The organism is Lachnospira sp., assembly GCF_016290755.1.
Classification (GTDB): domain Bacteria; phylum Bacillota; class Clostridia; order Lachnospirales; family Lachnospiraceae; genus Lachnospira; species Lachnospira multipara.
Genome location: NZ_JAEEVD010000013.1, coordinates 1 through 13,001, shown reverse-complemented (window position 1 = coordinate 13,001; position 13,001 = coordinate 1). Strand labels below are relative to the sequence as shown.

The 13,001-nt window shown below is 39.1% G+C and carries 20 protein-coding genes; all 20 read right to left on the bottom strand.

Features of this window, described 5'->3' with window-relative positions; translation table 11 throughout:
- Positions 1–12: 12 nt before the first annotated feature.
- The 20 genes from rplR to QVA17_RS04965 all read right to left on the bottom strand — a co-directional run bounded on the left by rplR (position 13) and on the right by QVA17_RS04965 (position 12,845).
- Positions 13–381, bottom strand: a complete 369-nt coding sequence (gene rplR, locus QVA17_RS05060; RefSeq protein ID WP_027430836.1) for a 50S ribosomal protein L18 — start codon at positions 379–381, stop codon at positions 13–15.
- 17 nt (positions 382–398) lie between these two features.
- Positions 399–941 (bottom strand): 50S ribosomal protein L6, encoded by a 543-nt coding sequence (gene rplF / locus QVA17_RS05055; RefSeq protein WP_027430837.1) that lies wholly within the window; start codon positions 939–941, stop codon positions 399–401.
- 143 nt (positions 942–1,084) lie between these two features.
- A complete protein-coding gene (rpsH, locus tag QVA17_RS05050; protein WP_027430838.1) occupies positions 1,085–1,486 on the bottom strand; it encodes a 30S ribosomal protein S8 in 402 nt (133 codons plus the stop codon).
- 154 nt (positions 1,487–1,640) lie between these two features.
- Positions 1,641–1,826 carry a type Z 30S ribosomal protein S14 gene (locus tag QVA17_RS05045; protein ID WP_027430839.1) on the bottom strand — a complete coding sequence of 62 codons (186 nt, stop codon included), beginning with the start codon at positions 1,824–1,826 and terminating at the stop codon, positions 1,641–1,643.
- Positions 1,827–1,842: 16 nt separating this feature from the next.
- The gene (gene rplE, locus QVA17_RS05040) at positions 1,843–2,385 is read right to left on the bottom strand and encodes a 50S ribosomal protein L5 (RefSeq protein WP_027430840.1); all 543 of its coding nucleotides are present in this window, start codon (positions 2,383–2,385) and stop codon (positions 1,843–1,845) included.
- Between the two features lie 21 nt (positions 2,386–2,406).
- Positions 2,407–2,718, bottom strand: coding sequence for a 50S ribosomal protein L24 (gene rplX, locus QVA17_RS05035; RefSeq protein ID WP_027430841.1), 312 nt, complete (start codon positions 2,716–2,718; stop codon positions 2,407–2,409).
- Between the two features lie 10 nt (positions 2,719–2,728).
- Positions 2,729–3,097, bottom strand: coding sequence for a 50S ribosomal protein L14 (rplN, locus tag QVA17_RS05030; RefSeq protein WP_027430842.1), 369 nt, complete (start codon positions 3,095–3,097; stop codon positions 2,729–2,731).
- 71 nt (positions 3,098–3,168) lie between these two features.
- Positions 3,169–3,426, bottom strand: a complete 258-nt coding sequence (gene rpsQ, locus QVA17_RS05025) for a 30S ribosomal protein S17 (protein WP_027430843.1) — start codon at positions 3,424–3,426, stop codon at positions 3,169–3,171.
- 45 nt (positions 3,427–3,471) lie between these two features.
- On the bottom strand, positions 3,472–3,672 hold the full coding sequence (gene rpmC, locus QVA17_RS05020) for a 50S ribosomal protein L29 (protein WP_012738580.1): 201 nt from the start codon (positions 3,670–3,672) through the stop codon (positions 3,472–3,474).
- Positions 3,662–4,099, bottom strand: coding sequence for a 50S ribosomal protein L16 (rplP, locus tag QVA17_RS05015; RefSeq protein ID WP_027430844.1), 438 nt, complete (start codon positions 4,097–4,099; stop codon positions 3,662–3,664). Before rplP ends, rpmC begins: the two co-directional genes overlap by 11 nt.
- Positions 4,099–4,773: a 30S ribosomal protein S3 gene (gene rpsC / locus QVA17_RS05010; protein WP_027430845.1), complete on the bottom strand. Its 675-nt coding sequence runs from the start codon at positions 4,771–4,773 to the stop codon at positions 4,099–4,101. Before rpsC ends, rplP begins: the two co-directional genes overlap by 1 nt.
- 87 nt (positions 4,774–4,860) lie before the next feature.
- Positions 4,861–5,247: a 50S ribosomal protein L22 gene (rplV, locus tag QVA17_RS05005; RefSeq protein ID WP_027430846.1), complete on the bottom strand. Its 387-nt coding sequence runs from the start codon at positions 5,245–5,247 to the stop codon at positions 4,861–4,863.
- Between the two features lie 118 nt (positions 5,248–5,365).
- A complete protein-coding gene (gene rpsS, locus QVA17_RS05000) occupies positions 5,366–5,641 on the bottom strand; it encodes a 30S ribosomal protein S19 (protein ID WP_027430847.1) in 276 nt (91 codons plus the stop codon).
- 50 nt (positions 5,642–5,691) lie between these two features.
- A complete protein-coding gene (gene rplB / locus QVA17_RS04995; protein ID WP_027430848.1) occupies positions 5,692–6,534 on the bottom strand; it encodes a 50S ribosomal protein L2 in 843 nt (280 codons plus the stop codon).
- A 48-nt stretch (positions 6,535–6,582) separates the two neighbouring features.
- Positions 6,583–6,885 (bottom strand): 50S ribosomal protein L23, encoded by a 303-nt coding sequence (rplW, locus tag QVA17_RS04990; protein ID WP_027430849.1) that lies wholly within the window; start codon positions 6,883–6,885, stop codon positions 6,583–6,585.
- Positions 6,885–7,505, bottom strand: a complete 621-nt coding sequence (gene rplD, locus QVA17_RS04985) for a 50S ribosomal protein L4 (RefSeq protein WP_027437048.1) — start codon at positions 7,503–7,505, stop codon at positions 6,885–6,887. Before rplD ends, rplW begins: the two co-directional genes overlap by 1 nt.
- Positions 7,506–7,532: 27 nt before the next feature.
- On the bottom strand, positions 7,533–8,168 hold the full coding sequence (gene rplC / locus QVA17_RS04980) for a 50S ribosomal protein L3 (protein ID WP_027430851.1): 636 nt from the start codon (positions 8,166–8,168) through the stop codon (positions 7,533–7,535).
- 221 nt (positions 8,169–8,389) lie between these two features.
- A complete protein-coding gene (gene rpsJ, locus QVA17_RS04975) occupies positions 8,390–8,704 on the bottom strand; it encodes a 30S ribosomal protein S10 (RefSeq protein ID WP_027430852.1) in 315 nt (104 codons plus the stop codon).
- Between the two features lie 519 nt (positions 8,705–9,223).
- Positions 9,224–10,831, bottom strand: a complete 1,608-nt coding sequence (locus QVA17_RS04970; protein ID WP_287386872.1) for a zinc ribbon domain-containing protein — start codon at positions 10,829–10,831, stop codon at positions 9,224–9,226.
- Positions 10,832–11,021: 190 nt separating this feature from the next.
- A complete protein-coding gene (locus QVA17_RS04965; protein WP_287386870.1) occupies positions 11,022–12,845 on the bottom strand; it encodes an ABC-F family ATP-binding cassette domain-containing protein in 1,824 nt (607 codons plus the stop codon).
- Between the last annotated feature and the right edge of the window lie 156 nt (positions 12,846–13,001).

Here is a 13,001-nt window from a genome sequence, read left to right as displayed (position 1 = left end):
TCTCCCTTCCGCTTAGAACTGGAGGCCAGCTTCTCTTGCTGCCTCTGCTAATGCCTTTACTTTACCTTGATATATGAATCCGCCTCTGTCATAAACGACAGTTGTAATTCCCTTTTCTAATGCCTTCTTAGCAACTACAGTACCTACTACTGTTGCAGCTTCAACATTATTAGTCTTCTCTACTTCAGCCTTAACGTCAGCGTCAAGTGTTGATGCAGAAACAAGTGTCTTACCAACTGTGTCGTCAATAATCTGAGCGTACATATGATTGTTACTTCTGAAAACAGCTAAACGTGGTCTTTCAGTTGTTCCGCTGAAACGGTTACGTGTTCTCTTATGCTTTGCTTCACGAACTAATGCTCTTGACTTCTTACTAACCATTATATTCACTCCTTTAATTATTTCTTACCAGTCTTACCAACCTTACGTCTGATTACTTCATCAGCATACTTGATACCCTTACCCTTATATGGTTCTGGAGCTCTCTTAGATCTGATTTCAGCTGCGTACTGGCCAACTTTTTCTTTATTAATACCCTTAACAAAAATGATGTTCTGTCCATCAAGAGTTGTTTCAATTCCTTCTGGATCTTCCATCTCTACAGGATGTGAGTAACCTAATGAAAGGATTAACTTCTTACCCTGCTTCTGTGCTCTATAACCAACACCGTTAACTTCAAGCTTCTTCTCGTAGCCTTCTGTTACACCGATTACCATGTTGTTAATAAGAGTTCTTGTTAAGCCGTGTAATGACTTCATCTTCTTTAAGTCGTTAGGTCTTGAAACAACAACTTCACTACCTTCAACCTTAATGTCCATTTCTGCAGGTAAAACTCTTTCGAGTGTTCCCTTAGGACCCTTTACAGTCACTTTATTATTTTCTGCTACCTCAACTGTAACACCAGCTGGAATAGCGATAGGCATTCTTCCTATACGTGACATGCCGTGCACCTCCTAAAAATTATTAAGAAAACATTTACAATGATAGGAATATGTTTTCTTGGTTGGGTTAATAGTTATAGGATTAAACAAATTAAATCCTAACGATTTAATTATAATTATAATCCTTAGTAACGTCTATATAATTACCAAACGAAGCAAAGAACTTCTCCACCAACGCCGAGCTTTCTAGCTTCCTTATCTGTTACAACACCCTTGTTTGTAGAGATGATTGCAACACCAAGACCACCTAATACCTTAGGAAGATCTGTCTTGTTAGCATAAACTCTAAGACCTGGCTTAGAAATTCTCTGAAGTCCAGAAATGATCTTTTCATTCTTATCCTTACCGTACTTTAAAGTAACGCGGATATCCTTGAAGTTTCCATTCTCAACAACTTCATAAGACTTAATGTAACCCTCATCTAAAAGAATCTTAGCGATTGAAAGCTTCATCTTAGATGCTGGAATATCAACTGTGTCGTGCTTTGCTGTATTTGCATTACGAATTCTTGTAAGCATATCTGCAATTGGATCTGTCATTAATATTTCCTCCTTATAATTCACTGGTTTCCAGCTTTCGCTGGACTACGTCAATTGTTTGCACTTAATGTGCACTAAGTTGATAACAACTTAAAATATATTGCTTAAAGCAAGATTTTATCGTTGCAAGTTCTAAGAACTTGCAACAATTATATTAATCTTACCAAGAAGCCTTTTTAACACCAGGGATCTGACCCTTGTATGCTAATTCACGGAAGCAAATTCTGCAGATTCCGTACTTTCTTAAAACAGAATGTGGACGACCACAAATTGTACAACGTGTGTATGCTCTAGTAGAGAACTTTGGTTTTCTCTGCTGCTTAACTTTCATAGAAGTCTTAGCCATAATTTACCTCCTTATATTAATTCTTCTTGAATGGCATGTTGAATAATCTTAATAATTCACGTGCTTCTTCATCTGTGTTAGCTGTAGTAGTGATGATAACATCCATACCTCTAACCTTATCTACCTTATCATATTCGATTTCTGGGAAGATAATCTGCTCTTTAATACCAAGTGCATAGTTACCTCTACCATCGAATGAGTTAGCGCTTACGCCTCTAAAGTCACGTACACGTGGAAGTGCAAGATTTACTAATCTATCAAGGAATTCGTACATCTTTTCACCACGTAATGTAACCTTACAACCAATTGCCTGACCTTCTCTTAACTTGAAGTTAGCAATTGAATTCTTAGCTCTTGTAAGAACTGCTTTCTGACCTGCGATTGTCTCGAGATCCTTTACTGCTGCGTCAAGAACCTTAGAATTTTCCTTAGCTTCACCAACGCCCATATTTATAGTGATCTTATCGATCTTTGGAACCATCATTGGGTTCTTATAACCGAATTTCTCAGTCATCTTCTTAGCGATTTCATTATCATACTGTTCTCTAAGTCTACTCAAAATTATTGCCTCCTTCCTCGATTAATCGATAGCCTTTCCTGTTGCCTTAGCAACACGTACTTTCTTGCCATCCTTTACTTCATAACCAATCTTTGTTGCCTTACCATTTACTGAGTAAGCAATGTTAGATATATCGATTGGTGCTTCCTGATGGAGAATTCCACCCTGCTGATTAGCAGCACTTGGCTTAGCATGCTTAGTAACCATGTTAATACCTTCAACAACTGCTGTGTGGTTCTTAGCATTAACTGTTAATACCTTGCCTTCTTTGCCCTTGTCCTTACCTGCGATAACAACAACTGTATCGCCCTTTTTAATTCTAACAGCTGACATTCGGCACCTCCTATAATACTTCTGGAGCAAGAGAAACGATCTTCATGAACTTCTTCTCTCTTAACTCTCTAGCTACTGGTCCAAAGATACGAGTTCCCTTTGGAGTATTATCATCTTTAATGATAACAGCAGCATTCTCGTCAAATTTAATATATGAACCGTCCTTACGACGTGCGCCCTTAACAGAACGTACTACAACGGCCTTAACAACATCGCCCTTCTTAACAACGCCGCCTGGTGTTGCTTCTTTAACAGAAGCGACGATAACATCACCGATATTTGCATATCTTCTTGTAGATCCGCCCATAACTCTGATGCAAAGAATTTCCTTAGCACCTGTGTTATCAGCAACCTTAAGTCTGGTTTCCTGTTGTACCATAGTACTACCCCTTTCAGTAATATATGTCTCATTCACATCTAGTGAATGTGTTTACTAAAATCATTTCTAAATTACTTAGCTCTGCTGATAATTTCAACTAATCTCCATCTCTTATCCTTAGATAAAGGTCTTGTTTCCATAACCTTTACTACGTCACCGATTAAGCATTCGTTGTTTTCATCATGAGCCTTAAGCTTATATGTTCTCTTTACAATCTTGTTGTAAAGTGGATGTTTAACGTTATCTTCTACTGCAACCACGATAGTCTTATCCATCTTGTTGCTGACAACCTTACCTGTACGAGTTTTTCTTAAATTTCTCTCTTCCACAGTTGTACTCCTTTCTTAGGATTAATTTATCATCCAGCTTAGCAATTAAGCATTCTTCTGTGCAATTACAGTCTGGATTCTAGCGATGTTCTTACGAACCTCTTTAATTCTGCTTGTGTTATCCAACTGATTAGTTGCGTTCTGGAATCTTAAATTGAAAAGTTCCTTCTTAGCAGCTACTAATTCTTCATTTAACTCTGCAGCTGATTTTGCCTTTAAATCTTCTACATACTTATTAATTTTCACTGTTATCACCGCCTTCTAAGTCTGCACGTGAAACGATCTTACACTTGCATGGAAGCTTGTGAGTAGCAAGACGAAGAGCTTCTCTAGCTGTCTCCTCTGCTACGCCTGAGATCTCGAACATAACACGTCCAGGTTTAACTACTGCTACCCAGCACTCTAAGTTACCTTTACCTTTACCCATACGTACGCCGATAGGCTTACCTGTAACAGGCTTGTCTGGGAAAATCTTAATAAATACTTTACCGCCACGCTTGATATATCTTGTCATAGCAACTCTGGCTGCTTCTATCTGATTAGACTTGATCCAGCATGGTTCTGTTGCAACGATACCGAAATCGCCGTATGCAAGAGTGTTACCTCTTGTTGCCTTACCAGCCATAGAACCACGGAACTGTCTACGATGTTTAACTCTCTTAGGTAGTAACATTACTTATCGCTCCCTTCCTTAACATTAACCTTAGCGTTAGCCTTAGTAGGAAGAACCTCGCCTTCGTAAATCCAAACCTTAACGCCAACCTTACCATATGTTGTGTTAGCTTCTGCAAAACCATAATTGATATCTGCACGAAGTGTCTGAAGAGGAATTGTACCCTCACTATAAAATTCTGTACGAGCCATATCAGCACCGCCAAGACGTCCAGAACAGCTTGTCTTGATACCCTTAGCGCCCTGCTTCATTGTTCTGCCCATGCATGACTTCATAGCTCTTCTGAAAGAGATACGATTCTCTAACTGCTGAGCGATGTTTTCAGCTACTAACTGAGCATCACGATCTGGTCTCTTAACTTCCTTAATATCGATGCTTAATCTCTTAGCAGATGTCATCTTTTCAACCTGCTTCTTTAAAGCTTCGATTTCAGATCCGCCCTTACCGATTACAACACCAGGCTTAGCTGTGTGGATAATAATCTTAAGTCTATCTGAAGCTCTCTCAATTTCGATCTTTGAAATTCCTGCAGCATAAAGCTTCTTCTTAAGGAATTTTCTTATGTTATAGTCTTCAACAAGGTTATCAGCGAATGCATCTTCTGCATACCACTTTGAGTCCCAGTCAGAAATGACACCAACTCTTAAACCATGTGGGTTAACTTTCTGTCCCATAAAATCTCCTTTCTATTCTTTAGGAAATGTTTGATTTCATATTCTAATTTCAAGTAATCTTGAAACAATAAATCAAGTACCGATTAATTATCTTTCATTAAGAATTACAGTGATGTGGCTCATTCTCTTTTCGATTCTGTAAGCTCTACCCTGTGCTCTTGGATGTACTCTCTTCATTGTAGGTCCCTTGTTAGCGAAGCATTCTTCAACGAATAACTTGCTTGGGTCCATACCATTATTGTTCTGAGCATTAGCTGCTGCAGACTTTAATAACTTCTCTATAAGTGATGAAGCATATCTTGGATTGTACATAACGATACCAAGTGCTTCTTCAAGGCTCTTGCCTCTAATAGCATCTAATACGAAACAAGCCTTCTGAACAGATACTCTAGCGTAGCTTAACTTAGCGCTTGGTCTTGTATCCTTAACGGCGTTTCTTTCACGTTTAATTTGGGATCTATGTCCTGTTGCCATGGATTAGTCCTCCTTTCAAAATTTCAAATGTATCCATTATCTATATTAGTAATTACGATTTCTTTAATCGGGAATCCCCGCGGAAGACCCCTTTCGGGTTCTTCCAAAGATTCATCTATTATCTAGACTTCTTTTCGTCCTTACCATGTCCTCTGTAAGTTCTTGTTGCAACGAACTCACCGAGCTTATGACCAACCATATCCTCTGTAACGAATACAGGAACATGCTTTCTTCCATCATGAACAGCAATTGTATGTCCCACGAAACTTGGGAAAATTGTTGAACGACGAGACCATGTCTTGATGACCTGCTTATCGTTTGAAGCATTTAATGCATCAACCTTCTTAAGTAAGCTAGCATCAGCGAAAGGTCCTTTCTTTAATGAACGAGCCATAGGTTAAACCTCCTTATAATCTTGTTTCTCAAAGTTACTAGGCACTAATATTACTTAATACCCTTTCCGTCTCTTCTTCTAATGATAAGCTTGTTAGAAGCCTTCTTCTTCTTACGAGTCTTAAGACCCATAGCAGGCTTACCCCAAGGTGTCATTGGGCTTGGACGACCAACTGGTGCTCTACCTTCACCACCACCGTGTGGATGGTCGTTAGGGTTCATAACAGAACCACGAACTGTAGGGCGGATACCCATATGTCTCTTACGTCCAGCCTTACCAAGATTAATAAGGTTGTGATCACCATTACCTACAACACCGATTGTTGCGCGGCAGATAATTGGAACCATTCTCATTTCGCCAGAAGGTAATCTAAGTGTTGCATACTTACCTTCCTTAGCCATTAACTGAGCTGAGTTACCAGCAGAACGAACAAGCTGTCCACCCTTACCTGGATATAACTCGATATTGTGAACCTGTGTACCAACTGGAATTTCTGTGAATGGTAAGCAGTTACCAACTCTAACTTCAGCACCAGCACCGTTCTGTACTGTCATGCCATCTGTTAAACCAGCAGGTGCAAGGATATATGACTTCTCACCATCAGCGTAAGCGATAAGTGCGATGTTAGCAGTTCTGTTAGGATCGTATTCGATACCGATAACCTTAGCAGGAACTCCTTCCTTGTTTCTCTTAAAATCGATTACTCTGTACTTCTGCTTGCTTCCACCACCGTGGTGACGTACAGTAATCTTACCCTGGTTGTTACGACCAGCAGTCTTGCTCTTCTTAGCAAGTAATGACTTCTCAGGAGATGACTTTGTAATTTCAGAGAAATCTGAACCAGTCATGTTTCTTCTGGAAGGTGTATATGGGTTATAAGTTTTAATTCCCATTTTTTTCTCCTTTCGGCTGTGTAATATTGTTTTCTACACGTCTATATCTTAAAGTCCTTCGAAGATTTCGATTTCCTTAGAATCAGCTGTTAACTGCACGATAGCCTTCTTTGTCTTAGCTGTGTAGCCCTGATCCTTTCTGTTAGCTCTCTTCTTCTTACCGTTGTTATTCATTGTGTTAACTGAAGCAACCTTTGTTCCTTCAAACATCTTCTCAACAGCTTCCTTAATCATAGTCTTGTTAGCGTCTGTATGAACTAAGAATGTATACTTCTTAGAAGCCATATCAGTCATTGACTTTTCTGTGATTACAGGCTTGAGGATTACATCATAATACTGAATATTTGCCATTATGCATACACCTCCTCTAATTTTTCAACAGCTGCCTTAGTAACAACTAATGTATCATACTTAAGAACATCATAAGTATTGATTTCGCTAGTGTTTGAAACCTTAGCACCGTTAACGTTTCTACCAGAAAGAACAACGTTCTTGTTCTCTCCTTCAAGAACTACTAAAGCCTTAGAAACCTTAAGGTTGTTTAATACCTCTACGAATTTCTTTGTCTTTACTTCATCAAGATTGAATTCATCTAAAACAACAATCTTGCTATCAGCTACCTTAGAAGATAAAGCTGAAAGAAGAGCGATTCTCTTCTCCTTCTTATTCATCTTGAATGAATAATCTCTTGGCTTTGGTGCAAATACAACACCACCGCCTGTCCACTGTGGAGATCTTGTAGAACCCTGTCTAGCATGACCAGTTCCCTTCTGTCTCCATGGTTTTCTTCCGCCGCCAGATACTTCTGAACGAGTCTTTGCAGACTGTGTTCCCTGACGATTATTTGCAAGCTGGCTTACAACTGCAAGATGTACAAGATGTTCATTAACTTCAACACCAAATACTGCATCGTTTAATTCGATTGAGCCAACTTCTTTGCCTTCAATATTGTAAACAGATACGTTTGCCACTGTTTAGTCCTCCTTCCTTGGTAAAGATTACTTACTAACCTTTACTGTTTCTTTCAAAGTTACTAATGACTTCTTAGGTCCAGGTACTGCACCCTTAACTAAGATAACGTTATTCTCAACATCAACTCTTACTACTTCAAGATTCTGGATTGTGATTCTCTTAGAACCCATATGTCCAGGCATTCCTTTTCCCTTGAATACTCTACCAGGTGTTGTTGCTGATCCGTTAGAACCCTGATGTCTGTGGAATTTAGAACCGTGCGCCATAGGACCTCTAGACTGTCCTAATCTCTTGATAGCGCCCTGGAAACCTTTACCCTTAGAAATAGCAGTTGCATCTACCTTATCGCCTGCTGCGAAGATATCTGCCTTAATTTCGTCCTTAACATTGTATTCAGAAGAGTTTTCAAACTTGAACTCTCTAACGAATCTCTTATAAGGAACCTCTGCCTTGTCAAAATGTCCCTTAACTGGCTTGCTAACGAGCTTTTCTCTAATATCAGCAAAACCAACCTGGACAGCTTCGTAACCGTCGTTTTCGACTGTCTTTACTTGTGTTACAACACAAGGGCCAGCCTGTAATACAGTTACAGGTGTTAAAACACCATCTTCGTTGAAGATCTGTGTCATTCCGACCTTAGTAGCTAAAATAGCCTTCTTCATACTCTTTTCCTCCTGTTAAATCTACAGCGGACAAGATGATAAATAAATTCAGCGCATCCTGTCATCCTAGATAAGTTAATATAAGTGGAACCTGCACCACCGTTATAGGAATGCTTTTGTTGCTTCTATATTAAACCCTTAGGATTAGCTCTCATTGTTATTGAAACTTAAATGTTTCTTGCTGCGTTTTCTTGTTAATCAAGAAAATGTCTTGGCAATGATTAGTTCATTACCTTAAGGTTGATGAATACACCAGCTGGCATCTCTAACTTAGATAAAGCATCTACTGTCTTCTGAGATGGCTGTAATACATCGATAAGTCTCTTATGAGTTCTCTGTTCGAACTGCTCTCTAGAGTCCTTGTACTTATGTACAGCTCTAAGAATTGTAACAACTTCCTTCTTTGTTGGAAGAGGTACTGGACCACTAACATTAGCTCCTGTCTTCTTTGCAGTTTCAATGATCTTCTTAGCAGACTGATCGATTAACTGATGATCATAAGCCTTCAAAGTAATTCTGATTACCTGATTTGCCATAAAAAAAGTCGCCTCCTTCGCACTTTATAAATAGTAAGTACGACAAGCGGTGACTGTACACACTCCCACGTGTATCATATTATCTCTTACGAGAAACTTGATTCATCGTGGTCTACTAAAACTGAGTCTTAGTAGCAATTATAGTACAGTGACTTGTCGCCAGATTCTTCGCCGGAATCGCTTCCAGCCTTGACATTCGCTCCACGGAAAACCTACATTCAAGCTATTGTTCAAATGTAGCAACCTCTCGCTTCACAGCTATCAATGTCACAGCATGTATAAATATACACTAGGAGTATATTATTTGCAAGAATTCTTTTGTATTTTTTTTAGAACAATAAAAAAATAAAGCCACGGAACTTTCAAGTTAATTTTCGAAAGCCCCGCGGCAATAATAATTATATTCATAGATACATTTTCATAATAATTGTAATGAAAATGTATTCGCTATATCTAAGTTTACGAATTCCTTCTATAATAAGTAACTTTTCTTATAAGAAGAAACCCCTTCGCTCCATCTTAGTAGAAGTAGAAGTTAAGGTAAACATCATCAATTAACCATTCGCCATCTTCATATACATAATCGATGTAGTAATAGCTATTGTATGTGTAAGAACCTGACTTTTCTTCTTCACTGCCGTAACCTGTATACTTGTACTTACCTGAAATTGTATATCCAAGATAAATTCTCATCTTTGGAGCACCTTCATCAGTTAATGTAAAGTACTTTGTACCAACAGTAGCCTTAACAGCTGAAAGATCATAAGATGTAACATCTCTAGAATAAGAACTATATGCTTGATGGAAATCATCAACTAAATCATCATACTCATCCTCAACATCAGCCTCAGAAGATACCAAGCTCTTAATGTCGCTATAACCCTTCTTCTCGTAAGCAGCCTTAGCAATAGTTGCAATGTCTGACTGAGCCTTTTCCATTGCAGCCTTTTCAGCATCATCTGTAAAGCTTAAATCAGAGTAAGAAATAGACTTAAGGCTTTCATCATAAGAAACATTGATTGATGTCTCGTAATCCTCAGTTACATCACTTGTAAGCTTAATCTTATTATCACCTGCGAAAATGTATGGAATAACGTAAGTATCATAATAAGAACCGTAGCTTGAGTTATCAGCCTTGATGTAATTAGACTTAACCTCAACGCCATTGATTGATAATGTACAACCCTTAGGAACCTGAATTGATGTGTTTTTGTAAACAAGACCTTCTGATGAAACCTTATACTTCTTAAAGAAGAGTAAGTACTTGTCGTTAGTCTGTGAAAGAACGTAAGTACTCTGGTTACCATTGCTTGTAGCTGTTGAATAAGTAACCTTAACAGTTGCGCTACCCTTTGTGCTACCAGCTGTGCTGTAAGCGTCAGTAACTGTAATACCAGTAACCTTCTCACCTGTTGCATCAGCATGTGCATTAATTAAAGCTTCCTTAGTTAAGAACTCGCTATCAGGAAGGTTAATTAAATCGTAAGCTGTATCCCAGTCACACTGTTCAATAGCTGTAACATACTTCTTAGCTGTCTTCTTGTAATCAACACCAGCCTTACCAATAGAAACAAATGCAACGATAGCTACAATAACAGCAACAACTGCTACTGCAATACCAACGATCTTCTTGTTAAGCTTAAATGGCTTAGCAGGCTGCTGCTGATATGGAGCCTGGTTGTAACCATTGTTAGCATAGTTAGGATTGTAACCGTTGTTAAAGTTCTGGTTTGCATTTGGATCAAATCCATTGTTAAAATTCTGGTTTGCATTTGCATCAAATCCGTTGCTAAAGTTCTGGTTTGCATTTGCATCAAATCCATTGTTAAAGTTCTGGTTTGCATTTGCATCAAATCCATTGTTAAAGTTCTGGTTTGCGTTTGGATCAAATCCGTTAGCAAAGCCCTGAACTGGCTGAGCTTCCTGATTTACAAAAGCATCTGTAGCCTGATTAGCTGCCACATCTACTGTATCTGCTGCCTGATTAGCAACATCTGCAGCCTCAGCTGTTTCATTAGCAGCTGCATTTAATGTTTCGTTAAAGTCATCAAGATTTAATTTTGTTCCGCAGTTTCCACAAAATACTGCATCGTCTTCATTCTTAGTTCCACAATTAGGACAAAACATATAAATCCTCCCATATTATTACTTTTTTGATCTCATTAAACCTCTTCATTAAGAAAGCTCAAATGCCACCTAAACCCTCACAAGTAAACATAAATAAGCCATTAAGTGCACCCTTAATGCATAAGCCCCTCATAATAAAGTTTTATAAAATCTTTAGAAATGATAACATGAACCGCTGTCTATTTCAAGACTAATTACCATTTATTTCATCATTTAATTCATTTAAATAAACCCAACGGTCCATTTTTTCCAAGAGCAACGTTTCCTTTTCCTCTTTTTCCTTAGTAAGTTCATTAAGCTTTACAAAGTCAGTAGCACACTTAACAATAAGTTCATCTATCTCTGATATTCTATTTTCCAGTTTAGCAATATCATCATCAATAGTTTCGAATTCCTTCTTCTCCGCATAGCTAAACTTCCTACTGTGAGACTTGTTAGCCTTGTATTCGTTAGCCGCCTCAAGGTTTCTGGCATTTGAAAATGTATTGTTAATAGTAGAGTCAGCTCTTGCCCCGTTCTCTAACAACTTGCCAGCCATAACGGCCTTGTCCCTGTAATCGGAATAGCCGCCCTCGTACTGGCTTAGGTGTCCATTTTCAAAAGCAAAAATTCTATCCACCACTCTATCAAGGAAGTAGCGGTCATGAGAAACCACAATGACAATACCCGCAAAGCCATCAAGATACTCCTCCAAAATCTCAAGAGTCTCAATGTCCAAATCATTAGTAGGCTCATCAAGAATAAGCACATTTGGCGCACTCATAAGCACCGACAAAAGATAGAGACGTCTCTTCTCGCCACCAGAAAGCTTACGAATAGGAGTCCACTGCTGCTTAGGCCCAAAAAGGAACTTCTCACACATCTGAGAAGCAGTGGCCTTACCCTCAGCGGTTGTGACATACTCGCCGATAGAACGCACAAATTCAAGCACTGTAGCATTTTCATCAAGAGGCTCATTCTCCTGCATGAAGTAGCCAATGCGCACCGTCTCGCCAATCTCCACGCTACCGCTATCAGGCTTTAGCTCCCCTGTGATAATCTTCATTAAAGTGGATTTGCCGCAGCCGTTACTACCAATGATACCGATTCTATCATCTTTTAAGAAAATGTATTCAAAGTCAGAAAACAGCTTCTTATCCCCGAAGGCCTTGCCCACGTTGTGAAGCTCAATGGTCTTATTGCCTAGGCGAGTTCCCACCGAACTCATAATAAGGTCCGACTTCATAAACTTCGCTCTCGCCTCACGAGAAGCCTGCTTCATGTCCTCATATCTATCAATTCTTGCCTGCTGCTTAGTTGAACGAGCAAGGGCACCACGCTTAATCCATTCTAGCTCCCTGCGAAGAGTATTCTGACGCTTCTTCTCAGTGGCGCGCTCCATCTCCTCCCTCTGAGTCTTAAGCTCAAGAAAGCCAGAGTAGTTGCTGTCGTACTCGTAAAGATTTGCATAATCAAGCTCCACGATCTTGTTAGTGACATTATCAAGGAAATATCTGTCGTGAGTAACCATAATAAGCTCGCCCTTAAAGGCCTTAATATAGTCCTCAAGCCAAATAACCATCTCATTATCAAGGTGGTTTGTAGGCTCATCTAAAATTAAAACCTCGCTAGGCTCTAAGATTGCCTTACAAAGCGCCACCCTCTTTTTAAGGCCACCAGAAAGCAAGCTAATAGACTTGTCAAAATCAGGCACCCCAAGCTTATTTAAAATCTCCTTAGCCTCCGCCTCAGTTGCATTGTGCTTACCACGCATACAATAAGAAAGAACTGTTTCATTTTCAAGGAAGTTTGGCATCTGTTCAAGATATGTAACATTTACACCATTGCCCTTAATAACCTTACCCTCATCTGGCTCCTCAAGGCCTGCGATGATTTTTAAAAATGTAGACTTGCCCGTACCGTTAACGCCAATGACGCCGATTTTGTCGCCCTTGTTAATTCCTAGAGATACATTTTTAAAAAGATCCTTCTCTCCATAAGTCTTAGATATATTCTCAACGTTTAAAATATTCATATATAAACCTTTCCACAAAGAAATTACTTCTTATATAATTTATTAACATTCTTTTTGAACGCAGTGTAAGCAATCCCCCGCTTCAAAAGCGTAAGCTTTAAGCGGGGGTATAAAGCTTACTAGTGTCAGAAGGGGTTAAAGCCCCTTCTGACAGGT

Bases quoted from the DNA above. Each gene is read 5' to 3' on its own strand.
- rplR (WP_027430836.1), bottom strand. From the start codon at position 381: ATGGTTAGTAAGAAGTCAAGAGCATTAGTTCGTGAAGCAAAGCATAAG.
- rplF (WP_027430837.1), bottom strand. From the start codon at position 941: ATGTCACGTATAGGAAGAATGCCTATCGCTATTCCAGCTGGTGTTACA.
- QVA17_RS05045 (WP_027430839.1), bottom strand. From the start codon at position 1,826: ATGGCTAAGACTTCTATGAAAGTTAAGCAGCAGAGAAAACCAAAGTTC.
- rplX (WP_027430841.1), bottom strand. From the start codon at position 2,718: ATGTCAGCTGTTAGAATTAAAAAGGGCGATACAGTTGTTGTTATCGCA.
- rplN (WP_027430842.1), bottom strand. From the start codon at position 3,097: ATGGTACAACAGGAAACCAGACTTAAGGTTGCTGATAACACAGGTGCT.
- rplP (WP_027430844.1), bottom strand. From the start codon at position 4,099: ATGTTACTACCTAAGAGAGTTAAACATCGTAGACAGTTCCGTGGTTCT.
- rpsC (WP_027430845.1), bottom strand. From the start codon at position 4,773: ATGGGACAGAAAGTTAACCCACATGGTTTAAGAGTTGGTGTCATTTCT.
- rplV (WP_027430846.1), bottom strand. From the start codon at position 5,247: ATGGCAACAGGACATAGATCCCAAATTAAACGTGAAAGAAACGCCGTT.
- rpsS (WP_027430847.1), bottom strand. From the start codon at position 5,641: ATGGCTCGTTCATTAAAGAAAGGACCTTTCGCTGATGCTAGCTTACTT.
- rplB (WP_027430848.1), bottom strand. From the start codon at position 6,534: ATGGGAATTAAAACTTATAACCCATATACACCTTCCAGAAGAAACATG.
- rplW (WP_027430849.1), bottom strand. From the start codon at position 6,885: ATGGCAAATATTCAGTATTATGATGTAATCCTCAAGCCTGTAATCACA.
- rplC (WP_027430851.1), bottom strand. From the start codon at position 8,168: ATGAAGAAGGCTATTTTAGCTACTAAGGTCGGAATGACACAGATCTTC.
- rpsJ (WP_027430852.1), bottom strand. From the start codon at position 8,704: ATGGCAAATCAGGTAATCAGAATTACTTTGAAGGCTTATGATCATCAG.
- QVA17_RS04970 (WP_287386872.1), bottom strand. From the start codon at position 10,831: ATGTTTTGTCCTAATTGTGGAACTAAGAATGAAGACGATGCAGTATTT.
- QVA17_RS04965 (WP_287386870.1), bottom strand. From the start codon at position 12,845: ATGAATATTTTAAACGTTGAGAATATATCTAAGACTTATGGAGAGAAG.